Source organism: Neisseria sp. 19428wB4_WF04, assembly GCF_015235335.1.
Classification (GTDB): Bacteria; Pseudomonadota; Gammaproteobacteria; order Burkholderiales; family Neisseriaceae; genus Neisseria; species Neisseria musculi.
In genome coordinates, this window is sequence record NZ_JADGLG010000023.1 from 1 (window position 1) to 22247 (window position 22247).

The 22247-nt window shown below is 57.1% G+C and carries 19 protein-coding genes and 3 pseudogenes; 8 read left to right on the forward strand and 14 right to left on the reverse strand.

Features of this window, described 5'->3' with window-relative positions:
• Positions 1 to 221: 221 nt before the first annotated feature.
• From glmS to IR141_RS06660, 4 genes are all read right to left on the reverse strand, one after another.
• A complete protein-coding gene (gene glmS, locus IR141_RS06645; RefSeq protein WP_135034950.1) occupies positions 222 to 2060 on the reverse strand; it encodes a glutamine--fructose-6-phosphate transaminase (isomerizing) in 1839 nt (612 codons plus the stop codon).
• A gap of 195 nt (positions 2061 to 2255) precedes the next feature.
• Positions 2256 to 3626 (reverse strand): bifunctional UDP-N-acetylglucosamine diphosphorylase/glucosamine-1-phosphate N-acetyltransferase GlmU, encoded by a 1371-nt coding sequence (gene glmU, locus IR141_RS06650; RefSeq protein ID WP_135034952.1) that lies wholly within the window; start codon positions 3624 to 3626, stop codon positions 2256 to 2258.
• Between the two features lie 245 nt (positions 3627 to 3871).
• Positions 3872 to 4171: a spore cortex protein gene (locus IR141_RS06655; protein WP_135034954.1), complete on the reverse strand. Its 300-nt coding sequence runs from the start codon at positions 4169 to 4171 to the stop codon at positions 3872 to 3874.
• 56 nt (positions 4172 to 4227) lie between these two features.
• Positions 4228 to 4902, reverse strand: coding sequence for a pyrimidine 5'-nucleotidase (locus IR141_RS06660; protein ID WP_135034956.1), 675 nt, complete (start codon positions 4900 to 4902; stop codon positions 4228 to 4230).
• 49 nt (positions 4903 to 4951) lie between these two features.
• Between IR141_RS06660 and IR141_RS06665 the strand changes: the two genes are divergently transcribed.
• Entirely contained in the window at positions 4952 to 5962 is a 1011-nt protein-coding gene (locus tag IR141_RS06665; protein ID WP_135034958.1) for a thiamine ABC transporter substrate binding subunit, read from the forward strand.
• Positions 5963 to 6188: 226 nt separating this feature from the next.
• On the opposite strand, the gene fabF is transcribed toward IR141_RS06665, so the two are convergent.
• The 3 genes and pseudogenes from fabF to IR141_RS06680 all read right to left on the reverse strand — a co-directional run.
• A complete protein-coding gene (gene fabF, locus IR141_RS06670) occupies positions 6189 to 7436 on the reverse strand; it encodes a beta-ketoacyl-ACP synthase II (RefSeq protein WP_135034960.1) in 1248 nt (415 codons plus the stop codon).
• Positions 7437 to 7589: 153 nt separating this feature from the next.
• Positions 7590 to 7826: an acyl carrier protein gene (gene acpP / locus IR141_RS06675; protein WP_054599558.1), complete on the reverse strand. Its 237-nt coding sequence runs from the start codon at positions 7824 to 7826 to the stop codon at positions 7590 to 7592.
• Positions 7827 to 8130: 304 nt separating this feature from the next.
• Positions 8131 to 10143, reverse strand: a pseudogene (locus IR141_RS06680) (prolyl oligopeptidase family serine peptidase); the annotation flags it as partial.
• Between the two features lie 744 nt (positions 10144 to 10887).
• Between IR141_RS06680 and IR141_RS06685 the strand changes: the two are divergent.
• The 5 genes from IR141_RS06685 to IR141_RS06705 all read left to right on the forward strand — a co-directional run bounded on the left by IR141_RS06685 (position 10888) and on the right by IR141_RS06705 (position 14395).
• Positions 10888 to 11445: a hypoxanthine-guanine phosphoribosyltransferase gene (locus IR141_RS06685; RefSeq protein ID WP_135034963.1), complete on the forward strand. Its 558-nt coding sequence runs from the start codon at positions 10888 to 10890 to the stop codon at positions 11443 to 11445.
• A gap of 182 nt (positions 11446 to 11627) precedes the next feature.
• The gene (locus IR141_RS06690; protein WP_135034966.1) at positions 11628 to 12044 is read left to right on the forward strand and encodes a PTS sugar transporter subunit IIA; all 417 of its coding nucleotides are present in this window, start codon (positions 11628 to 11630) and stop codon (positions 12042 to 12044) included.
• Positions 12041 to 12310 (forward strand): HPr family phosphocarrier protein, encoded by a 270-nt coding sequence (locus tag IR141_RS06695; RefSeq protein WP_135034969.1) that lies wholly within the window; start codon positions 12041 to 12043, stop codon positions 12308 to 12310. Before IR141_RS06690 ends, IR141_RS06695 begins: the two co-directional genes overlap by 4 nt.
• 1 nt (position 12311) lies before the next feature.
• Positions 12312 to 14063 (forward strand): phosphoenolpyruvate--protein phosphotransferase, encoded by a 1752-nt coding sequence (gene ptsP / locus IR141_RS06700; protein WP_135034974.1) that lies wholly within the window; start codon positions 12312 to 12314, stop codon positions 14061 to 14063.
• Positions 14064 to 14080: 17 nt separating this feature from the next.
• Entirely contained in the window at positions 14081 to 14395 is a 315-nt protein-coding gene (locus IR141_RS06705; RefSeq protein WP_135034977.1) for a hypothetical protein, read from the forward strand.
• Here the strand turns inward: IR141_RS06705 and IR141_RS06710 are convergent.
• Positions 14392 to 15804, reverse strand: coding sequence for an amino acid permease (locus tag IR141_RS06710; protein ID WP_368665552.1), 1413 nt, complete (start codon positions 15802 to 15804; stop codon positions 14392 to 14394). The genes IR141_RS06705 and IR141_RS06710 overlap by 4 nt on opposite strands.
• A gap of 442 nt (positions 15805 to 16246) precedes the next feature.
• Here IR141_RS06710 and IR141_RS06715 point away from each other — a divergent pair, with 442 nt between their 5' ends.
• Positions 16247 to 17800, forward strand: coding sequence for a TerC family protein (locus IR141_RS06715; protein ID WP_135034982.1), 1554 nt, complete (start codon positions 16247 to 16249; stop codon positions 17798 to 17800).
• A gap of 452 nt (positions 17801 to 18252) precedes the next feature.
• Here IR141_RS06715 and IR141_RS06720 read toward each other — a convergent pair whose 3' ends face one another.
• The 3 genes from IR141_RS06720 to IR141_RS06730 all read right to left on the reverse strand — a co-directional run bounded on the left by IR141_RS06720 (position 18253) and on the right by IR141_RS06730 (position 19776).
• Positions 18253 to 18903 (reverse strand): site-2 protease family protein, encoded by a 651-nt coding sequence (locus IR141_RS06720; protein WP_135034985.1) that lies wholly within the window; start codon positions 18901 to 18903, stop codon positions 18253 to 18255.
• Positions 18882 to 19076: a hypothetical protein gene (locus tag IR141_RS06725; protein ID WP_135034988.1), complete on the reverse strand. Its 195-nt coding sequence runs from the start codon at positions 19074 to 19076 to the stop codon at positions 18882 to 18884. The genes IR141_RS06720 and IR141_RS06725 overlap by 22 nt, the downstream gene beginning before the upstream one ends.
• A 79-nt stretch (positions 19077 to 19155) precedes the next feature.
• Positions 19156 to 19776 carry an L-threonylcarbamoyladenylate synthase gene (locus IR141_RS06730; protein WP_135035033.1) on the reverse strand — a complete coding sequence of 207 codons (621 nt, stop codon included), beginning with the start codon at positions 19774 to 19776 and terminating at the stop codon, positions 19156 to 19158.
• A 144-nt stretch (positions 19777 to 19920) separates the two neighbouring features.
• On the opposite strand from IR141_RS06730, the gene IR141_RS06735 reads away from it, so the two are divergent.
• Positions 19921 to 20145 (forward strand): hypothetical protein, encoded by a 225-nt coding sequence (locus IR141_RS06735; protein WP_135034991.1) that lies wholly within the window; start codon positions 19921 to 19923, stop codon positions 20143 to 20145.
• Here IR141_RS06735 and IR141_RS06740 read toward each other — a convergent pair.
• The 3 genes and pseudogenes from IR141_RS06740 to IR141_RS06750 all read right to left on the reverse strand — a co-directional run.
• Positions 20115 to 20498, reverse strand: a complete 384-nt coding sequence (locus tag IR141_RS06740) for an adhesin (protein ID WP_135034994.1) — start codon at positions 20496 to 20498, stop codon at positions 20115 to 20117. The genes IR141_RS06735 and IR141_RS06740 overlap by 31 nt on opposite strands.
• 136 nt (positions 20499 to 20634) lie before the next feature.
• Positions 20635 to 20931, reverse strand: a pseudogene (locus tag IR141_RS14185) (DUF4189 domain-containing protein); the annotation flags it as partial.
• 496 nt (positions 20932 to 21427) lie between these two features.
• A pseudogene (locus IR141_RS06750) lies at positions 21428 to 22243 on the reverse strand (PHP domain-containing protein); the annotation flags it as partial.
• Between the last annotated feature and the right edge of the window lie 4 nt (positions 22244 to 22247).

Below are 22247 nucleotides of genomic sequence, written 5' to 3' on the forward strand. Positions count from 1 at the left end.
TGCCTGGCTTTTTTAACGGTTTCAGGTTGTTTGAGCTTTTTTACAGATTTTCCGTCCTGCACATCTTGGCCAGTTTGGTTTCTCCACAGGCTGCCCGCCTTTCGGGCTGGGATTCAAACCGTCAAGGCACCACCGCAAACAGGAACAGGCCGTCTGAAAATCTTTTGCCTTCCGGCAACTGTTTTCAGACGGCCTTTCCGTGCCCGGCATTCAAACAGGTGTTATTCTACCGTTACCGATTTGGCCAGGTTGCGTGGTTTGTCGACATCGGTGCCGCGTGCGAGGGCGGCGTGGTAGGACAATAACTGCACGGGAATGGTGTGTACGATGGGCGACAATACGCCGACATGGCGCGGGGTGCGGATAACGTGTATGCCTTTGCCTTCGTTGAAGTGGCTGTCGAGGTCGGTAAACACAAACAGTTCGCCGCCGCGTGCGCCTACTTCCTGCATATTGGCTTTCACTTTGTCCAGCAGGCTGTCGTTGGGGGCAATCACCACCACGGGCATGTTTTCGTCCACCAGTGCCAGCGGGCCGTGTTTCAGTTCGCCGGCAGGGTAGGCTTCTGCGTGGATATAGGTGATCTCTTTCAGTTTCAGCGCGCCTTCGAGGGCAATCGGGTAGTGGATGCCGCGTCCGAGAAACAGTGCGCTGGTTTTTTGGGCGAACTTTTGTGCCCAGGCGGCAATTTGCGGCTCGAGGTTCATTACATGTTGGATGCTGCCGGGCAGTTGGCGCAGTTCTTCGATGTAGGCGTGTGCCTGTTTGCTGCTCACTAGGCCGCGCATTTTGCCGAGGGTAACGGCCAGGCCGAACAATACGACAAGTTGGGTGGTGAAGGCTTTGGTGGATGCTACGCCGATTTCGGCACCGGCGCGGGTGTAGAGCACCAGTTTGCTTTCGCGGGGCAGGGCGGATTCCATCACGTTGCAGATAGAAAGGCTGTGTTTGTGGCCGAGCGATTGGGCGTATTTCAGTGCTTCCATGGTGTCGAGCGTTTCGCCGGACTGGGAAATGGTGATAACCAGTTGTTTGGGGTTGGCGATAACGTCGCGGTAGCGGTATTCGCTGGCGATTTCTACATCGGTCGGCACTTTGGCGATGCTCTCCAGCCAGTATTTGGCGGTGAGGGCGGAGTAGTATGAGGTGCCGCAGGCGAGGATTTTGATGCTGTCGGTATCGTTGAACACTTCGCGGGCGCGGCTGCCGAAGTTTTCCGGCTCGAAGCCGCCTTCCAGAAACACTTCGGCGGTGTCGGCGATGGCGCGGGGCTGTTCGTGGATTTCTTTCTGCATGAAGTGGCTGTAGGGACCCAGTTCGAGCGAGGCCAGCGAAAGCTCGGACACTTTCACTTTGCGTTGGGCGGGGTTGCCGGTTTTGTCGATCAGTTTTTCAATGCCGCCGGCGCGCAGCAGGGCGATGTCGCCGTCTTCCAGATAGGCGATGTTGCGGGTGAAGGCAATAACGGCGGAAACATCGGAGGCGATAAAGGTTTCGTTGTCGCCCAGTGCAACCAGCAGCGGGCAGCCCATGCGGGCAACCACCATTTCATCGGGGTTGTCTTGCGCAATCACGGCGATGGCGTAGGCACCGTGAAAGTTTTGGGTGGCTGATTGGACGGCTTCAAACAGGTTGCCGCCGTTTTGGCCGTATTCGTGTTTGATGCTGTGGGCGATGACTTCGGTGTCGGTTTGCGACTCGAATTCATAGCCCAAAGCCTGCAGGCGGGTGCGCTCGCTTTCAAAGTTTTCGATGATGCCGTTGTGTACCACTGCAATCAGGCCGCCTGAAATATGCGGGTGGGCGTTGGGCTCGGTTACGCCGCCGTGGGTGGCCCAGCGGGTGTGGCCGATGCCGATATGGCCGAACAGCCCTTTGGCTTTGGCAGCATCTTCCATCAGCTGCACGCGTCCGACACGGCGCACGCGTTTGATTTTTCCGTTGCTGAACACGGCGATGCCTGATGAGTCGTAGCCTCGGTATTCCAAGCGTTTGAGGCCGTCGGTTAAAAAGTCCACAACATTGTGGTCGGCGCGGATGGCGCCCACGATACCGCACATATTAAGTTCCTTAGTATCCAGAGGGTTGGGGAAAATCAGGCCGGCAGGCTTTCAGACGGCCTGAGTGGGAAAAACGGGCAGTGCAGGTGTCAGCCTGCGGTTTGTATGGTTTTCATAGGTTAAGTGATGGGCATCATGTTTTCAGACGGCCGGCCCCACACCGGCAGGCCGTCTGAAAACGGCGGCAGAAACGGTTTACTGCTTTCTTTCTTTCTCAGGCCGTACCCAGCCTTCGATGATGGTTTGGCGCGCGCGCGCGAGCACAAGGGTGTTGTCTTCACAGTTTTTCGTGATGGTGCTGCCGCCGCCGATGGTTACTTTGTTGCCCAGCGATACGGGGGCGACCAGCACCACATTGGAGCCGATGCGCACATCATCACCAATTAGGGTTTTGTGTTTGTTGACCCCATCGTAGTTGGCGGTGATGGTGCCCGCGCCGATGTTGGTTTGGCTGCCGATTTCGGCATCGCCCAGATAGGTGAGGTGGTTGGCTTTGCTGCCCCTGCCCATCGCGGTGTTTTTCACTTCGACAAAGTTGCCGATGTGTACTTCGTCTGCCAGTTTGGCGCCGGGGCGCAGGCGTGCGTAGGGGCCGATGCGGGCGTTGCTGCCCACTTCGCAGCCCTCCAGGTGCGAAAACGGGGCGATTTTGCTGCCTGCCGCGATTTTGGCGTTGCTAATCACGCAGTTGGCACCGATTTCCACCCCGTCTCCCAGTTCGACCTCGCCTTCGATAACCACGTTTGCATCGATAACCACGTCTTGCCCGTGTTTCAGACGGCCTCTCAAATCGAAGCGGGCGGGGTCGCGCAGGGTAACGCCGGCGGTGAGCAGCGCTTGCGCCTGGTTGGTTTGGAAAATGCGCTCCAACTCGGCCAGTTGCGCTTTATTATTCACGCCTGCGGCCAAATAAGAAGCCGCCACCTGCACGGGGTGTACGGCGATGCCGTCTGAATTGGCTGCTGCAATCAGGTCGGTCAGATAATATTCTCCCTGCGCGTTGTTGCTGCCCAAACCGTTAAGCCAGCCGGCGAGTTTGGCGTTGGGCAGCACCAAAATGCCGGTGTTGGTTTCTTTCACGGCTTTTTGGGCGGCATCGGCATCTTTTTCTTCGACAACTGCCACCACTTTGCCGCCTTCGCGGATGATGCGGCCGTAGCCTGCGGGGTTGTCGGGCATATCGGTGAGCAGGCCGACTTCGCTGCCGGCCGCTTCGAGCAGGGCTTCAAGCGTGGCGGTGTCGGTGAGCGGCACGTCGCCGTAGAGCACCAGCGTGCGGCCTTCCGAGGGCAGGTGTGGCAAAGCCGTTTTCACCGCGTGGCCGGTGCCCAGCTGCTCGGTTTGTTCTACCCAGTTTACGTTGCGCTTTACTTTTTCGCGCACCATTTCTTTGCCGTGGCCGATAACCACATGGATACCCTGCGGGTTGAGGCCGAGGGCGGTGTCGATAACGCGCGCCAGCATCGGCTCGCCGCCGATTTCGTGCAACACTTTGGGCATTCTGGAATACATGCGCGTTCCTTTGCCCGCAGCGAGAATAACAACATGGAGGGGGGATTGGCTCATGGTGCGGCCTTGTCTTTCATCATGTTTATGGGGTTGGAGTGTATGGATTGGCCGTCTGAAAACCTGTGTCCGGTTCTGAAAACCTGTGTCCGGTTCTATAGCGGATTTCCGTTGTCTTCGTTACGGCGTTGCCGCGTCTTGAGCCGCTGTCTGCGGTTTGCTGCCCGGCGGCAGTGGCAGTGAAGCGGATTCAAAATACGGTTTCAGACGGCCGATACCTAATAAATTAAATGGTTGGTGTGTGTTTATTGCGCCATATCGGGCGCAGCGCCGTCTGCGGGCTGGGCTTCGGGCTGGCCGCTGCCGGGTTTCTGCCAATGGGTGCCGCGCACGTTATGGCCGGCGGCATCGGAAGTTACCGCGCGCTGCTCGGGGCGGAACTGGTTGTAGCGCATATTGCGCGAATAAGTGCCGTCTTGATACACAACGGGGGTGCCGGCTTGGTATTTTTGGCGCAGCGCGGTGCGGCCTTCGGCGTTTTGGTAGGTTTCCCAAGAGCAGCCTGCCAGCGCGGCGAGAGCGGCTAAAATGGCGGTATAACGCATGATTTATCCTTAAATTTTTAAAAATATCGGGCGGGTAAGACGGGGTGTTATTTTAATCAAATTGTTGTTTCGTTCATAGTGGCATACTCCGCCGCCGCTGACCATCGGCGCAATGCGGCCATATCGGGGGCGGCGCAGTCTGCAAAGGGCGGGAGGCGGGAGCGGGCGCCGAACCAAACGGTTTTCATGCCCAAATTTTTGGCCGCCTGCAGATTGCCGGCGCTGTCGTCCACCATAATGCAGTGTCGGGGGAGGGCATGGAGTTTGCCGCAAACGGTTAAATAGGATTGCGGATGCGGTTTGCAGAATAAGCCGAAATCATCGATGCCGAACAGCGCATCGAAATGCTGTGCAATCCCCATAGCTTCAATCAGCGCGGCAACATAAAAAGAAGGCGCGTTGGAAAACACTGCTTTTCGACCTTTCAGACGGCCTAAAGTTTCAGCCGTCCCTTCCACCGGCACCAGCGCGGGCAGGATTTCGGGCAGGGGGTGGCTGTATTGTAAAAATTCGTTTACACACACTTCGGGATGGTGCAGCCGCAGCCCCGCCAATGTGGTACCGTAGCGGTGCCAGTAGTCCTGCCGCAAACGGCCTGCGGTTTGTTGGCTGAGATTGAGCCTGCTGGCCAGATAGGCCGTCATGCGGCGGTTAATCAATGCAAAAATGCCCGCATCGGCGTGGTGCAGGGTGTTGTCGAGATCAAACAGCCATACGGTTTGACAATTCATGGTATTTAAAATATTTTACAGACCTGCTGCATTATACGGATATTGGAAAATGAACAGACAACAGAAAATTTTAGCGGTTTTGGGCATTTGGCTTTGGGGAGTGCAGGCCTTCGCGCAAACCGAAGTGCGGCTGGCGGTGCACGGCTCGTTCAGCCTGCCTGAAGAAACCATTGCCAAGTTTGAGCGGGAAAACCGCGCCAAAGTGTCGGTTATCAAAGTGGGCAGCGGCAACGAGATGCTGAACAAGCTGATTTTGAGCCGTGCCAAGCCGATTGCCGATGCGGTGTACGGGCTGGACAACGCCAATATTGCCAAAGCCGTGCAAAACGGCATCTTGGCCGAAAAACAGCCCGTTTCGGCGCCGGTAAACGTTTCCCTGCCGGGCGCGCTGGCGGTGGACTACGGTTATGTGGTGCTGAACTATGATAAAAAATGGTTCGGGCAAAACAAGCTGCCGCTGCCGCAGTCGCTGCAGGATTTGGCCAAACCTGCCTATAAAAATCTGCTGGTTACGCCCAATCCCGCAACTTCCAGCCCCGGCCTGTCGTTTCTGATGGCCAACATCGGCGGACTGGGCGAAGAGGCTGCCTTTAAATGGTGGGGTGAAATGCGCCGAAACGGCGTGAAAGTGGCAAAAAGCTGGAGCGATGCCTACAACACCGATTTCACCCGCAACGGCGGTTCGCGCCCGCTGATTGTGAGCTACGCCGCCAGCCCTGCTGCCGAAGTGCATTACGGTAAAGGCAAATACACCGAGCCGCCCACCGGCAACCTGTTTCTCAAAGGCGGCGTGTTCCGCCAGGTGGAGGGTGCAGCGGTGCTCAAAGGCGCAAAACAGCCCGCGCTGGCGGTGAAGCTGGTGTCTTACCTGCAAAGTGCCGATGTGCAGCAGGCTCTGCCGACCGAAATGTGGGTGTATCCGGCGGTGAAAGGCACGCCGCTGCCGAAAGTGTTCGAATTTGCCCAAACTCCGCCCAAGCATGATGCGCCGGCTGCCAAAGAAATGGCGCAAAAGCAGAAACAATGGGTGGGCCGCTGGACGAGGGTGGTGTTGAAATAAGCATAGCGAACCCGCTTTATTTCCGTTGTGCGGGCCGTGTCTCGGCTGGAAGGAAAGGGTTTGGTAAGCCGCTGACGCGGTAACACAGCAGGGTTCTTACTGTCTTGTCTGCGGTTTACCGCCTTGCGCTGAAAAGCGGGGCGGGTTTGCCGGACTCGATAAAAAGGCCGTCTGAAAACTTTTTCAGACGGCCTTATGATATTTCAACCTGTTTGCAGGCGGGAAATCAGCCTGTGAACTTCTTAAACACCAAAGTGCCGTTGGTACCGCCGAATCCGAACGAGTTGGAAACCGCTACATCGATTTTCATATCGCGGGCTTCGTTGGCGCAGTAATCCAAATCGCAGCCGGCTTCGATATCCTGTTCGAAAATGTTGATGGTGGGCGGCGATTTTTGGTGGTGCACGGCCAACACGCTGTACACGGCCTCTACGCCGCCGGCCGCGCCGAGCAGGTGGCCGGTCATGGATTTGGTGGAATTGACCACCACTTTGTAGGCATGGTCGCCCAAAGCCAGTTTCAGAGCGTTGGTTTCGTTGGCATCGCCCAACGGGGTGGAAGTGCCGTGCGCGTTGACATAATCCACATCATCGGGGTTCAGGCCGGCATCTTTAAGGGCGCGGGTAACGGCGATGGCGGGGCCTTCGACATTGGGTGCGGTGATGTGGTAGGCATCGGAACTCATGCCGAAGCCGACAATTTCGGCATAGATTCTGGCACCGCGTTTTTTGGCGTGTTCCAATTCTTCCAACACCAAAATGCCGGCACCTTCGCCGATAACGAAGCCGTCGCGGCCTTTGTCCCACGGGCGGGAGGCGGTGGCCGGATCATCGTTGCGGGTGGAGAGCGCCTTCATGGCGGCAAATCCGCCCACGCCCAAAGAGCAGATGGCTCCTTCGGCACCGCCGGCAATCATCACATCGGCATCGCCGTATTTGATCAGGCGGGCTGAGTCGCCGATGGAGTGCGCGCCGGTCGTGCAGGCGGAAACCATGCCGTAGCTGGGGCCGCGGTAGCCTTTGAGTATGGTAATGTGGCCGGCAATCAGGTTAATCAGCGAGCCGGGGATAAAAAACGGGTTGATTTTGCGCGCGCCGCTTTCCTGCAATACGGCACCGGTGGCTTCGATGCTGGGCAGACCGCCGATGCCGGAGCCGATATTGACGCCTATGCGGTCTTTATCCAAACCTTCGGTTTCGTCCAGCCCGGAGTCGGCAACGGCCTGCAGAGCGGCGGCGATGCCGTAATGGATAAAGGCATCCATGCGGCGGGCTTCTTTGGGGCTGATGTAGGCATTGATGTCGAAATCTTTGACTTCTCCTGCGACTTGGCTGCTGATGTCGGAGGCATCGAAGCGGGTGATGGTGCCGATGCCGCTGTTGCCGGCCAAAAGGTTGCTCCAAGCGGAGGCGGTATCGTTGCCGACGGGCGATACCTGCCCCAAACCTGTGATAACGACTCTTCGCTGACTCATAATGTTCTCGCTGTTCCGGTTGGGCGGCCTGCGGCACGGTGGCGGGCAGGCCGTCTGAAATTTCGTTGTGGAGGGTTTGCAGGCCAAAAAGCCTCTGTCGGCAGGAAAACCCGCAGCAGAGGCTGATTCGGTATGGTTTAAGGCACTGCGCGTTTAGGCGGAGTGTGATTGGATATAGTCGATAGCCAGTTGCACGGTGGTGATTTTTTCGGCTTCTTCATCGGGGATTTCGCAGCCGAAAGCTTCTTCCAGTGCCATAACCAGCTCAACGGTGTCGAGTGAGTCGGCACCCAAGTCGTCTTGGAAAGAAGACTCGTTTTTCACTTCGGCTTCGTTTACACCCAGTTGTTCGGCAACAATTTTTTTAACTTGTTGTTCAATGTTTGACATATCGGTCGGTCCTTAAATGCCTTATGGGGAAAGGCGGGTTTGAAAATAAACTCGGTCGGATTGTACCGAATCTTTTTAGAGTTTTCTATCGAAAAATACACAAAAGGCAGGCCGCCGAAGCGGCGCAGGGTTAGGCGGCATATTAGCATAGGCTGCTTTTTAACTACAATAGCCTTTTTATTTTGTTTTATTTTCAATTTGTTAATTGTTTTTTTTGAGCTTTGGGCGGGCGTTGCGGGCATTGTTGGGTTAAGGGCGGTGATGGCGGTGCGGTATGTTCAGACGGCCTTTGCGCCGGAGCTCTGCCGAGGGTTTCGTTGAGAAATTGCAGAATGCAGGCGAATTCGGCGGCTGTCGCTTCTTGGGTGGTGTTGCCGGTGTGGCCGCCGTCTGCGGGGGCGTAGAGCCAGGTGCGGGGGCTGCTGCGGCGCAGTTTGGCGTAAAACTTGAGCGCGTGGGCGGGGTGGACGCGGTCATCGCTCAGGCTGGTGGTAATCAGGGCGGGGGGGTAGGTTCGGCCGTCTGAAAGCCGGTGGTAGGGCGAAAGGGCGGCAAGGGCGGCTGCGGATTGGGGGTGTTCGGGGTGGCCGTATTCTTCAATCCAGCTTGCGCCTGCCGAAAGATAGGGGTAGCGCAGCATATCGGTGAGCGGCATTTCGCACACCAGTGCGCCGATTGTTTGCGGTTCGCGCACGAAGGCCGATGCGGTAACCAGGCCGCCATTGCTGCCGCCCTGTATGGCGGTGTGTGCGGGGCTGCTCAGGCCGCGCGTGTGCAGGTCGCGGACAACGGCAAGCAGATCGTCTGTGCTTTTGTGTTTGTGTATGCCTTGCGCGGCGCGGTGCCAGCGCGGGCCGAACTCGCCGCCGCCGCGCACGTTGGCCAGCACAAACGATTTGCCCGGTTCGAGCCAGTATTTGCCGATGCTGCCCATGTAGTGCGGCAGCTCGGGCACGGCAAAGCCGCCGTAAACATAAACCAGCGCGGGGGTGTCGGGGGTGTGGTTTTTGCCGACATGGTAATAAGGTATGCGGGTGCTGTCGGCAGATTCGGCATAAAACTGCTGCACTTTGATGCCTTCGGTGTCGAATTGAGGCGGCTGGCGGCGGATAACCGAAAGTTCCATCACGTTGAGATCGAGGGCAAACAGGGTCAGCGGGGTGGTGAAATCGCCGGCGGCGATATACAGTACATCGCCGCCCCAGGGTTGGTCGGTCAGTTCGAGCGCGCCCTGCGGCAGCGCGGGCAGGGTTTCCTCATGCCAGCGGCCGTCTGAAAACCGCCATGCTTTCAGACGGCCGGAAACGTTGTCGAGCAGGGTGGCGGCAACGAAGCGTTTGGTGGTTTCCACGCTTTCGAGTGCCTGCGTTTCGTTGGGGGCAAACAGCAGGTGAGCCGTGCCGGTTTTGCCTTTGTTGAGTTTGACGGCCACAAGGCTGCCGGCGGGATAGCTTTGGTTGGCGCGCTGCCACGGGCTGTGCAGGTGCAGCAGCAGGTGGCCGGCGAGATAGCCGGAAATTTCGCAGTCTTCGGGCAGGTTGAGGGGCAGGGTTTTGCCGCCGGGCAGCACTTGCAGATAGGTTTTGGTGTAGAAACCGTGTGCGGCCTCGATTAAATCCAGCGGCGCGCCCTGCGCATCGAGATAACGCCAGGCATTGACCATCAGGCCGTCTGAACCGATTCGGTAAACGGATGCGGCTTCTTCAAAACTCTGGCCGCGCTCCACCAGCCACACTTCGCGCGGGTAGCCTGCGGCGGTGGTTTGCTGCGGATGCCAGGCGGGGCAGACCCAAACGCTGTTGAAATCGCGCCAGGCAATGTGGTTTTTGCCGGCGGGAAAATGAAAACCGCCCTCTACCAGTTTTTGTGCGGCGAGGTCGAATTCGAGCGTGTAGGCCGCATCGCCGCCCGCGCGGCTGAGGCTGATTAACACGCGCTCGGGCTGTTCGACATAATGCGACACCCCATCGAGATAAACGTCATCGCCCAGCACGTTGTCGAAATCGGCCGCCGAAAACAGCGTTTTCCATTCGGGGCAGCCCGAACGGTAGGAAGCCGCACTGCACACCCGGTACACGCCTTTCGGGTGTTCGCTGCTTTGGTGGAAATGATACATACGCGCGCGGTGTTCTTGGCAAAACGCAATCTGGCGCGGGTTTTGCAACTCTTTTACCATTTCGGCAACGGTTTGCCCGAACGCTGCCGATGAGGCAAAGCGCGCCTGCGTTTCGGCGTGGGCTTCGGCGGCGAAACGCAGGGTTTCGGGGCTGTGCAGGTTTTCTAAAAAAGCATAGGGGTCGCGGGGAGTTTGGTTCACGGTAGAGGCCGTCTGAAAAGTGAAAATCAAGGCGGGATTATAGCCAATCTGCTGAAAATAAGTATGGGGCGGAGGGCAATGCAGGCCGCATCTTCTCTAAAAAATAAGTCATCGCAGCGCCGGTCTTGCCGCACGATGGGGGAAGTGGTCCGCTGTATTCCGGCAACGGGAAAGCCCCCGGCAGGGCAGAAATAAACTCTGCCGCTGCGTTGGCGGCCGGCAAAACCGCTCCTGGGGCGCAGGCGCAACACCGTATCGGAAACTGCCCGGCAACCGAAATGGCATCATTCGCGATGCCGGCTCTGTTTGCGTACTGCCTTGAACGGCATCGTGCCGTACGGAACCGGTGCTGCTGCCGCTCAAGCAGCCGGCAAAACCGTTCTCGGGGTGCAGGCGCAACGGTGCCGTGATTATTTTAATGGGGCGGGTTATGCGCCGCCCCTTGTGCAGGCGGCGACGCGTTCAGACGGCCGCAGAAACTGCTTGCTCCCATCGGGCGGGCAGCCCTGTAGCGCAGAGGGCTGCGGCTGCGGCATTTATGCACTGTGCCGGTGTCGGAAAAGCAGGCGTTGCGCTGCCGGCAATATGGCAGAACACGGCCGCTGTCCGGCGCCGCCGCAGAAAAGCCGCGCCGCAGCGGTTGAACCGCCGTTGCCGATGGCGGTAGAATCTGCCTGCCGCTTCCCGCTTCAGTAGGGCTTTGCGCCCCGCCTGCGGCTGTAATATTCTGAAAAAGTTGAAAAAATGAAAAATATCGAAACCAAACGGCAGCAGGCACAAGCCATGCTCGACAATGCCGATTTATTGTTTGACGAACAAGCCTGCCGCAGCGCGCTGGTGCGCCTGGCCGGCGAAATCACAGCCGATTTGGGCAGCAGATACCCATTGGTTCTGCCGGCGATGGGCGGTGCGGTGGTGTTTACCGGCCAGCTGCTGCCGCTGTTGGACTTTCCGCTCGATTTTGATTATGTGCATGTTTCGCGCTACGGCAGCAAGCTCGAGGGCGGCAGCTTCAACTGGCTGCGCGCGCCGCAGGAGGGCGTGGCCGGCCGCCATGTGCTGGTGTTGGACGATATTCTCGATGAAGGCCACACAATGGCGGCCATCAAACGGCAGGTGCTTGATTTGGGCGCGGCTTCCTGCGCCACGGCGGTGTTTGCCGATAAAAACACCGGCAAAGAAAAGCCTGTGCGTGCCGATTATGTGGGCATCAGCGTGCCCGACCGCTATGTGTTCGGCTACGGCATGGATGCCGCCGGCGCATGGCGCAACCTCGGCGCGGTATATGCTCTGCGCGGTTAGCGGCGGGTTTTTCAGACGGCCTGAGCGGCAAATATTCTGTGCAGGCTGTCTGAAAAAAAACTATGCCGTGCCGGCAGGCCGAACCGGGGTTGCGCCGGCCGTCTGAAACACGGTTTGCCGCATTGCCGCGCTTTGCGGCTTAATTGGTTGAAAATGAACCCGATCCACCACTGAGATACACCATGATAGGCTTATTAATCATCACGCACGAAGCCATAGGCGAGGCTTACCGCAGCCTGGCGCAGCATTTCTTTTTCGGCGACACGCCGCAGAATATCCGCATTCTCGGCGTGGGCTCCCACGAAGACCACGACAGCATCATCTCCCGCGCCGCCGCTATGGCGGCCGAGCTGGACTACGGCTCGGGCGTGCTGATTCTGACCGACATTTTCGGCGCCACCCCCTGCAACGCCGCCCGCCGGTTGGTGGAAAGCGGCAAAACCGCCATGCTCACCGGCCTGAATGCGCCGATGATGGTGAAAGCTGCCAACTATGCCCCCGCCGCCGGCAATTTGGCCGATTTTACCCGAATGGTCAAAGAAGCCGCCATTAACGGCATTATCGACATCACCAGCCGGCCCGAAGGATGCTTTGCATGATGAAACAATCCATTGAGATTATCAACAAACTCGGCCTGCACGCGCGCGCATCGAGCAAATTCACCCAAACCGCCGCACAGTTTCAAAGCGAGGTGTGGGTCGGCCGCGAAGGCCGGCGCGTAAACGGCAAAAGCATTATGGGGCTGATGATGCTGGCCGCTGCTCAAGGAACGGTTATCGAGCTGGAAACAGACGGTGCCGATGAAGCGGCAGCCATGCAGGCGCTTACCGCGCTGATTAACGATTATTTCGGCGAGGGCGGATAATATGGCCATCGTATTGCACGGCGTGAGCGCAGGCAAAGGCATAGCCATCGGCCGCGCCCATCTGATTACGCGTGGTATGCACGAAGTGCCGCAATATGATCTGGAACCCGCCGGGATCGAAAGCGAAACGGCGCGATATGAAACGGCCGTGAAAGCCGCCCGCCGCGAGCTGGAGCAGCTGCGCAGCGCACTGCCCGAAAACGCCCCCACCGAGCTGGGCGCGTTTATTTCGCTGCACCTGATGCTGCTCACCGATGTTACCCTGTCGCGCGAGCCTGTCGATATTATCGAAGAGCAGCACATCAATGCAGAGTGGGCACTGAAGCTGCAAACCGACAAGCTCTCCGCCCAGTTTGACGAAATCGATGATGCTTATCTGCGCGAGCGCAAGCAGGATATGCTCCAAGTGGCCGGGCGCATCCACAACCGGCTGGCCGGCCAGGGCAACGAGCTCAACCTCGAGGGCAGCCTGCTTGAAGACACCGTGTTGGTGGCCAACGATATTTCGCCCGCCGACACCGTGTATTTCAAAGAAGAGCGGGTGGCTGCTTTCGTTACCGATATCGGCGGCCCCACCAGCCACACCGCCATTCTCGGCCGCAGCCTCAACATTCCCTCGGTTATCGGCCTGCACAACGCCCGCAAGCTGATCAGCGAAAACGAATGGGTGATTGTAGACGGCATCAACGGCATCTTAATCATCAACCCCGATGAGCCGGTGTTGAAAGAATACCGCGCCCGCGCCCGCGAATACCGCGCCCGCACCCGCGAGCTCAACAAAATCAAAAAAACCGCCGCCACCACGCAGGACGGCATCAATATCGAACTGCTTGCCAATATCGAATCGCTCGAAGACATCACACGCCTGAACGAAACCGGGGCAGACGGCGTGGGCTTGTTCCGCAGCGAATTTCTCTATCTCAACCGCGACACCATGCCCTCTGAAGACGAGCAATACGCCGTGTATGCCCGGTTTGTCAAAAAGCTCAAAGGCAAAAGCCTCACCATACGCACCGTGGATTTGGGTGTGGACAAAAACCCGCGCTGGTTCGGCCAAAACACCACCCCCAACGGCAGCCTCAACCCTGCCCTGGGGCTGACCGGCACCCGCCTGTGCCTGGCCGAGCCGGTGATGTTCCGCACCCAGATGCGCGCCATTTTGCGTGCCGCCGCCCACGGGCCGGTGAAAATGATGTGGCCGATGATTACCGACACCGCCGAGCTGAAGCAGTGCCTGCTGCATCTGGAAACCGCCAAACGGCAGCTTGCCGAGCGCGAAGAGTCCTTCGGCGGCATATCGACCGGCTGCATGATAGAAATCCCCGCCGCCGCACTCACTGTGGCCGGCCTGCTCAAACACGTTGATTTCATTTCTATCGGCACCAACGATTTAATCCAATACACCCTGTCGGTGGATCGCGGCGACGATGCCGTGAGCTATCTCTACCAGCCCGGGCATCCCGCCGTGCTCAAGCTGGTGCAGCACGTTATCCGCACCGCCAACCGCATGGGCAAAACCGTGTCGGTGTGCGGCGAGATGGCCGGCGACACCCACTATACCCGCCTTTTGCTCGGCATGGGGCTGCGGCGGTTTTCGATGAACCCCAACAACCTGCTGGCGGTGAAAAATATCGTGCTGCACAGCAACACGCTGGCGCTCGAAAACGAAACCGCCCGCCTGATGCGCCAGGAAGATCCTGAAAAATTGGAAAAACTGCTTAAAGCCATGAACGCGCAAGAAGAGGCCGTCTGAAAGCGTTCAGACGGCCTTTGTTAATCTCCGCCGCCTTTGGCGATGCCCACGGCTTTGTGGGTGTGATGAAGTCGGTGGTGTTTGAGCTTGCAGGCCACACCGTGCCGCGCCGTGCTTGCCGGGTTTGCCCCGCTTGTTTTTCCCGCGCAGCGAAACAGATATTTTTGCAGAATGCTTCAAGGCCGTCTGAAATGTTTCAGACGGCCTTGAAGCATGCCGGGCGTATCGTGGTAAACCTGCTTTATTTTCTGTTGCGGATTTCCGTTACGGCCAAGCCCGCAGTGTGCCGGCGGCCTGCTTTGTGCCGTGCGGCCGCGATAAATTGCCGCTAATGGGCATCTTGGCTCAAATCCACCTGCTCCAGCGGAACTTTGTGCGTTTTGTAGCGCAGTTTGTGGTAGAAATAAAAACTGAAAAATACCGGCAGCCCCATATAGGTGATAATCAGGCGGTCCCAGTCGAAGTTGCCGTTGAGCACCAGCTCGGTGTCTTGGCCGATAATCACCAGCACACACAAGGCCAGAGCCAGCAGCGAGCCGAAGGGGAACCATTTGGCGCGGTATGCGAGCGCGTTCAAATCTTTGCCCTGCGCGACGTAGGCACGGCGGAAACGGTAGTGGCTCACGGCAATGCCCAGCCAGGCGATAAAGCCGGTCAAACCCGAAGCGGCCAGAATGTATTGGTAAACATTGTCGCTCACCAATTGCAGCGCAAACACCAAGAGCACAACGATGCCGGTGGCCAGCAGCGACATCACCGGTACGCCCGATGCGTTGGTGCGGGCAAAAATTTTGTAGGCCAGGCCGTCTTTGCCCATGGCGTAGAGCATGCGGGTGGAGGCATACATGCCGGAGTTGCCCGCCGATAAAATCGAGGTGAGAATCACGGCGTTCATTACGGCGGCGGCAAAAGCCAGTCCTGCGCGTTCAAATACCAGGGTAAACGGCGATTTGGCGATTTCGTTTACATCGGCACCCAAAAGCTGCGGGCTGGTGTAGGGAATCAGCAGGCCGATAACCAAAATGGCGAGAATGTAGAAAATCAGAATGCGCCAGAAAACCTGTTTCACGGCTTTGGGAATGCTTTTTTCGGGGTTTTCCGACTCGCCGGCGGTGATGCCGATAAGTTCGGTACCCTGAAACGAGAAGCCGGCAATCAGAAACACGCCCAGCATGGTGAGAAACCTGCCGCCGGTGCCGTCGCCCAAAAACGGTGCATCGCCCATCGTCATGTTGCCCAGCCCCACATATTGCCCGCCGAGTATGCCGAAAATGGTGAGTACGCCCACGCCGAGAAACACCATCACGGTAATCACTTTAATCAGCGCAAACCAATATTCCGATTCGCCGTAAGCCCGCACCGATAATGTGTTGAGTAGGAAAATCATTAAGAAAAACAAAAGGCTCCATGCCCACGGTGCCATAAACCGCATCGGCTCCCAATAGGTGATGACCACCGCCGCAATCACCACGTCGGCCGCAACCGTAATCACCCAGTTGAACCAGTAGTTCCAGCCCAGCGCGAAACCCAGCGAGGGATCGACAAAGCGCGAGGCATAGGTGCTGAAAGAGCCGGAAGTGGGCAGATAAGTGGCCATTTCGCCCAAAGAGGTCATTAAAAAATACACCATCAGACCGATGGCGGCATAGGCTGCCAGCGCGCCGCCCGGCCCGGCCGCGTTGATGGCGGTGCCGCTGGCCATAAACAGGCCGGTGCCGATGGAGCCGCCGATGGCAATCATGGATAAGTGCCGCGTTTTCAGACGGCGTTTAACCTGCGTGTTGTGTTGTATATCAGACATAATAATCCAGGCGGCACACAGCCGTAACGATAAAAAAATCAAGGCGTGAATGATAACCGAAAAAGTGTGCGCCAGGGCAACCGCAACAGCCGGTGCCGTAATTTTGCGCACATTTGCGCATACACTATGCCGCAGCGCCGGCCGCGGCCGTCTGAAAGTCGGGCATAAGGCCGTCTGAAACATTCAGACGGCCTCTCTTCCGTAAACACAGCGGGAATGATAGACTGCCGATTTCATATTATTTGAAGGCATATACTTTTATGGAAGATGCGCAGCAGAGCAGCAATACCGATGCGCTTCGTGTATGTGCCGTTTCCACAGGCAGGCCGAGAAACCATGCGGCCTGTCTGTTTGTGTTTTTAAAATAAGGATTTGAACCGTTATGGATTTGAGCTGGCTGGCCGAGCCGCAAACGTGGATAGGGTTTGCAACGCTGCTGATACTCGAAGTGGTGCTGGGGGTGGACAACCTGGTGTTTGTGGCGATTCTGGCCAACAAAGTCAAGCCCGCCCTGCGCGACAAAGCCCGCATCACCGGCTTGGTGCTGGCGGTGATGATGCGGTTGGTGATGCTCGGTTTTATGGCGCACATCATCACGCTCACGCAACCGTTTTTAGAGTGGGGCAGCCTTTCGGTGTCGGGTAAAGACCTCATCATGTTTGCCGGCGGCCTGTTTCTGCTCTACAAGGCCACCACCGAGCTGCACGAGCGGCTTGAAGGGCACAACCAGATTACCGTTGCCGACAACCACAAGAAACACGCGCCGTTTTGGGGCGTGGTGGCGCAGATTCTGATATTGGATGCTGTGTTTTCCATCGATTCGGTGATTACCGCCGTAGCCATGGTCGAGCATATCATCGTGGCGATGGCCGCCGTGGTGGTGGCGATGACGATGATGATTCTGGCCAGCAAGCCGCTTACTGCGTTTGTAGACAAACACCCCACTGTGGTGATGCTGTGTTTGGGTTTTCTGCTGATGATAGGCTTCAGCCTGATTGCCGAGGCCTTCCACTTCCATATCCCCAAAGGCTATCTCTATGCCGCCATCGGTTTTTCGATTCTGATTGAAATATTCAACCAGGTTTCGCAGAAAAACGTGCGCAAAAACGACTACATCAGCCGCTCGTGGCGGCAGCGCACGGCAGAAAACGTGTTGGGCATGATGGGTATACGCGAAAGCGTATTGGCCACCGCAGGCGGCAGTGTTGGCGAAGAACGCTTTGAAGAAAACGAAAAATCCATGATACGCAGCGTATTGATGCTGGCCGAACGCCCGATACCCGGCGTGATGATTCCGCGCAGCGACATCGAGCGGCTCGATATTTCGCAAAGCCGGCAAGAGCAATACGTCCAACTGCAAAACACCCCCTACAGCCGCCTGCTGGTGGTGGGCAAAGCGGGCGTGGATGAGCCGCTGGGCTACATCAATAAAAAAGATCTGCTCAGCCAGCTGTTAGAGCACGGAGAAATGAATGTTCAGACGGCCTTGCGGCAGCCTTTGGTGCTGCCCGACAGCACCAGCGCGCTCAACGCTATCGAGCTCTTCCGCAAAAACAGTGCCGATTATGCTTTGGTGGTGGACGAATTCGGTGCCGTTCTCGGCATGCTGACCATGAAAGATTTGATGGAAACCATTGCCGGAGAATTTCCCGAAGCATTCGAGCGCGAAGAAGAGCCGATGCTGCAGGCTCACCCCGATGAAAGTTTAACGGTGGACGGCGCGCTCGAATATGTGGAGTTAGCCCCCCAGCTCAACCTGCCGCAGCCTGAAGAAGACGCCGGCTACCACACCGTTGCCGGGCTGATTATGGAAGAGCTGCAAAGCATTCCCGGCATAGGCGACCATATCGATTTTCACGGCTGGCGGTTTGAAGTAACCGAAAAAGAAGGCCGGCGCATCGAGCGGGTGAAAATTACCAGGCTGCCGGAAGAATAACCCGAATAAAATCTTGCAGAAACCGTTGCTTATTCCTTTTTTACACTTATAGGTAGGGAAACTGCAGGCGGGCAGGGCAGAAATGCAGGCGGCATTGCTTGTCCCCTTTTCTTTTTTACATTTGTGGGGAAGCAGCCGGCAGAGTGAAGGGTGCTGCTGCCTTGTTTCCGTTAAATTCAACCCGCCATATCAAAAAGCCCGATGTTCTCAGCAAACATCGGGCTTTTGCCTGCTGCCGAACCGAACCGGCCGGGGCCTTGGCAAAATTCATTCAGGCCGTCTGAATGATTCGACTATCACTATGCCCGGGCAGGCGGGAGTCCGGCTGTTTTTTATAAATTATTGAAATAAAATACCTGATGGTTTTGAGCCCCGCCATTCCCATCTGCGCGGGAATGGCGGGGCTTAAGTATTTCAGACGGCATCAGGGGTATTTTTGCAAGGGGCTCCGGCTATAAAAACACGCCCGTAACCGAACGCACCAGCGTGATAATGCCGGCTACAAACGGCATCATGATTTTGCCCAGCAGCCCGCTCATCAGCAGAATCAGAATAATCCATGTGCCGTAAGGCTCGACTTTCCGAAACTGCATCGAAGCGCGCGCGGGCAGAAAGCTGTCGATGAAGCGGCCGCCGTCCAGCGGCAGCACCGGCAGCATATTGAGCACAAACAGCACCGCGTTAATCAGCACACCGTATTTGGCCATTTCGCCCAGCGGGTATTGAAACGATTCGGGCACATAGGCCGCCAGCGCAAACGCCAGCCCCCAGCCGAACGCCATCGCCAGATTGGATAACGGCCCGGCCACCGCCACCATGCGCAGTCCCATGCGCATATCGCGGAAATTGCGCGGCACAATCGGCACGGGCTTGGCCCAGCCGAATAAAAACGGCGTAAACAGAAACATCAGTATCGGCACCAGAACCGTGCCGACCGGGTCGATATGCGCCAGCGGGTTGAGCGTTAGCCTGCCGAGCTGCTCGGCCGTGCGGTCGCCCCAATAGCGTGCGGCATAACCGTGGGCGGCCTCGTGCACGGTTATCGCCAGCAACACCGGCATCAATGCCAGCAGAAAAACACCTAAATTAAAGCTTTGAAACATGGTTTTCCTTTTGAAGTGAAATCGAGGTTGCGGCCGTCTGAAAACGGCTGCACCGTGATGAAACCGTTGCGGCTTTTCAGACGGCCGCAACAGTGGTGGTTAGTATGCCCTTGCTGCCGGCAAACGCAGCCTGTAAACACGGCCTGCTGTTTGGCGCGGATAAGGGGCGGCAACGCATCTTTACTGCCGGACTAAAGCGCAATATCGGCAAAAGGGTATCCGCCCTTGTGAGGCCGCCGTTTTTCAGACGGCCTACAACCCGAACAGGCTTTTATCGCCCTTGCCTTCGCGCACCAGCTCTATGCCGTTGGTCATATCGATAACGGTGGTCGGCTCGGTGCCGCACCAGCCGCCGTCAATCACCAAATCAACGCTGTGCTCCAAGCGGTCGCGGATTTCGTAAGGGTCGGTTAAGGGTTCGCTGTCTTCGGGCAGCATCAGGGTGCAGCTTAACAGCGGCTCGCCCAATTCGGCCAGCAGGGCAAGCGCGGTTTTATTGTCGGGCACGCGCAGGCCGATGGTTTTGCGCTTTGGGTGCAGGGTGCGGTTGGGCACTTCTTTGGTGGCCTGCAAAATAAAGGTGTAGCTGCCCGGGGTGGCGGCCTTGAGCCGGCGGAACTGGCTGTTATCCACTTTGGCATAAGTGCCCAAATCCCCCAAATCGGCGCACATCAGCGTGAGATGGTGTTTCTGGTCGATTTGGCGGATGCGCAAAATGCGCTCCATCGCTTCTTTGTCGCCCAAGTGGCAGCCGAGCGCATAGCAGGAATCGGTGGGGTAAACCGCCACGCCGCCTTTTCTGATGATGTCGGCGGCTTGTTTGATCAGGCGCTCTTGAGGATTGTCGGGGTGGATGGCGAAAAATTGTGCCACGTTGTGTTCCTTGCCGGTTGGTGATGGGGCAGAATTGTAACCGAAAATGCGCCCGTGCAAGCGGTATTGCCCAACCCGCCTGAATATCATATCGCGGATTAATTTAACTTCCGCCACGGTGTTGCGCCTTGCCGCACTGCCCGCATGGTCTGCGGCTTGCCGCCCGGTATCGAAGCCATGGAATCCGCTGCCACAGCGCGCTTCGCGGTATGGCGTGCGGCATCGGCTCCCTGCCCGGTGTTTCGGATCGGGTATATGGGGTTAAACGGCCGCCCCTGCAACCGCAAAGGCCGTCTGAATATTTTTTCAGACGGCCTTTGCGGCTTGATGCCGGAAAATCAGCGTTTGCGCGGCATGCAGCCTTTATAAACGATTTCCTGAGAGGGCGAGGTAATCATAACGGATTGCCGGCGGTGGTTGTTGAGCGTCATATGTTCTGCGCCCAGCGAAAAGCTTTTTTCATCGCCGAAAGTGGTGGTAACATCGTCAGAGCGGTAAAGATTGATCGGCATACGGCGGGTTTTGCCGTTGATATGGGCAGAGGCGTAAACCGGCAGCTTTTGCTTGTTGAAACCGTAGGTTACTTTCACTTTTTTGCCCTGTTGGCAAACATACTGCACCACGGTTTTTTTCACCACAGGCCCGGGCATCTCTTCGGCATAGGCTGCTCCCGACAGTGCAGCAGCCGGCAGCAATAATAGGGTTGTCCATAAATTTTTCATATTTATGCCTTTCTTTTTCAAAGTAGAATATCAAATATGATGGCTATGATGGCGGAGCCGCCCGCTATTTGCTAAAACCCTCCTGCCCGAAGTTGCGCACCCGCCCGTAGATGCCGCCGCGCGTGCCGCATCAGGCTTAATGCTGCCCGTAGACGCTGTAGTCATAGCCAGTACAGAAGGTATCTTCTGTTTTAGTTTTTATATCCGCATAACTGCACTTGTTATAGCCATGCTTAGTCTCACAAGCCCGCACGGATTTGACAATGGCTTGATAGCCGTCTTGATCCAGGCCGACAAAAATGTCAGAAGGTGATTTGGGCCCGCCATCAGCGTAGGCGATCATGGCGCAGGTATTAGCAAACGTAGCAACGATTTGGCAATTGTCGGATTTGCAGCCGCTTAATGCCTTTTCTACGGCTCTTTTTTCAGAGTAGTACCCCCTGAAATACGTCTGTTTGCAAAATCATAAGCTACAGCCATGTAAAAAGGCGTTTTGCGCAATTCGGCGATTTCTTTTTGTATCTTGCGTTCGCGCGCTTCCCATGCTCTGCGTTGGGCTGCTGCGTTTTCTTGCCGGCGGCAGCCATGACCGTAGATATCTCCGCATCTGCGCAGATTGTCTGATTGAATGGCTCCTTGCATGTTTTGCTGCTGCTAAAACTGCTGCTGGATTTGTGCCGGTGTAGGTTGTGACCATGCAGCATTTGTCATGCCGAACAGTGCAGCCAACAGCGTTGTTTTCAAAAAAACTTTCATTGCCTTCTCCTGTTTCAAGTTGTGCGATTGGGGCGGTTTGCCCCGTGGTTGCCGTATTTTTGGTTCAGCGCGGTGCTGTTGTTACCGATGGGTCATAAACCGTTTGATATTATCTTGAACGGCGTTTTTTCAATTTGCCCTGAATCAAACGAATGCGGCGGCCGGAAACATTCCCATATCGGTCGGCATAGGTCGGGCAAGGCCGGGCAGGCGCCCAAAATGCCGCCGCCGTAACCGCCCTGCCGGTGGAAATCGCTGCCGGCGCTGGAAAGAAAACCGTAGCGTTCGGCCGAGAGGGCATAGTTTAAGCGGTCGTTTTGACCGCTGCGGCCGCTGTGCACTTCGATGGCCGCGCCGCCCGATGCTTTGAATGCTTCAAACAGGTTGCGTTTGGCTGTTGCGGAAAAACCATAGCGCATGGGGTGGGCGATAACGGCCAGCCCGCCTGCGCCGTTAACGGCAGCCACCGCCGCGGCCAAATCCGCCCATTCGTGCGGCACAGAAGCGGGTTTGCCGTCGCCCAGATATTTGCTGAAAGCCTGCTGTTGGTTGCGCACATGGCCTGCGTTAATCAGAAACTCGGCCACATGGGTGCGCGATACGGTTTCGGGGTTGGCGGCCAGAGCGAGCGCGCCTTCGTATGCGCCGCCGATGCCTTGCTTCTCGAGCTTGGCGGCAATGGCTTGCAAGCGTTTCAGACGGCCTTTGCGCACTTCGGCCAGCAGGTTTTGCAAATCTTCGTTGCCGTCATCAAAATCCAGCCCGACAATGTGCACAGTGCGCTTGCGCCAGGTAACGGAAATTTCCACGCCGTTAATCAGGCGGATGCCGCATTTTTGCGCTTCGGCGCGCGCTTCGGCCAGCCCGCCGGTGTGGTCGTGGTCGGTGAGCGCGAGCAGGGTGCAGCCGTTGGCGTACGCCAGCCGCACCACTTCGGCGGGGCTTAAGCGGCCGTCTGAAACATTGGAATGGCAGTGCAGATCTATCATGGTT

Bases quoted from the DNA above. Each gene is read 5' to 3' on its own strand.
- IR141_RS06715 (WP_135034982.1), top strand. From the start codon at position 16,247: ATGGATTTGAGCTGGCTGGCCGAGCCGCAAACGTGGATAGGGTTTGCA.
- IR141_RS06685 (WP_135034963.1), top strand. From the start codon at position 10,888: ATGAAAAATATCGAAACCAAACGGCAGCAGGCACAAGCCATGCTCGAC.
- IR141_RS06720 (WP_135034985.1), bottom strand. From the start codon at position 18,903: ATGTTTCAAAGCTTTAATTTAGGTGTTTTTCTGCTGGCATTGATGCCG.
- ptsP (WP_135034974.1), top strand. From the start codon at position 12,312: ATGGCCATCGTATTGCACGGCGTGAGCGCAGGCAAAGGCATAGCCATC.
- IR141_RS06740 (WP_135034994.1), bottom strand. From the start codon at position 20,498: ATGAAAAATTTATGGACAACCCTATTATTGCTGCCGGCTGCTGCACTG.
- IR141_RS06655 (WP_135034954.1), bottom strand. From the start codon at position 4,171: ATGCGTTATACCGCCATTTTAGCCGCTCTCGCCGCGCTGGCAGGCTGC.
- glmS (WP_135034950.1), bottom strand. From the start codon at position 2,060: ATGTGCGGTATCGTGGGCGCCATCCGCGCCGACCACAATGTTGTGGAC.
- IR141_RS06690 (WP_135034966.1), top strand. From the start codon at position 11,628: ATGATAGGCTTATTAATCATCACGCACGAAGCCATAGGCGAGGCTTAC.
- IR141_RS06665 (WP_135034958.1), top strand. From the start codon at position 4,952: ATGAACAGACAACAGAAAATTTTAGCGGTTTTGGGCATTTGGCTTTGG.
- fabF (WP_135034960.1), bottom strand. From the start codon at position 7,436: ATGAGTCAGCGAAGAGTCGTTATCACAGGTTTGGGGCAGGTATCGCCC.
- IR141_RS06660 (WP_135034956.1), bottom strand. From the start codon at position 4,902: ATGAATTGTCAAACCGTATGGCTGTTTGATCTCGACAACACCCTGCAC.
- glmU (WP_135034952.1), bottom strand. From the start codon at position 3,626: ATGAGCCAATCCCCCCTCCATGTTGTTATTCTCGCTGCGGGCAAAGGA.
- IR141_RS06710 (WP_368665552.1), bottom strand. From the start codon at position 15,804: ATGATTGCCATCGGCGGCTCCATCGGCACCGGCCTGTTTATGGCCAGC.
- IR141_RS06735 (WP_135034991.1), top strand. From the start codon at position 19,921: ATGGTCTGCGGCTTGCCGCCCGGTATCGAAGCCATGGAATCCGCTGCC.
- IR141_RS06695 (WP_135034969.1), top strand. From the start codon at position 12,041: ATGATGAAACAATCCATTGAGATTATCAACAAACTCGGCCTGCACGCG.
- acpP (WP_054599558.1), bottom strand. From the start codon at position 7,826: ATGTCAAACATTGAACAACAAGTTAAAAAAATTGTTGCCGAACAACTG.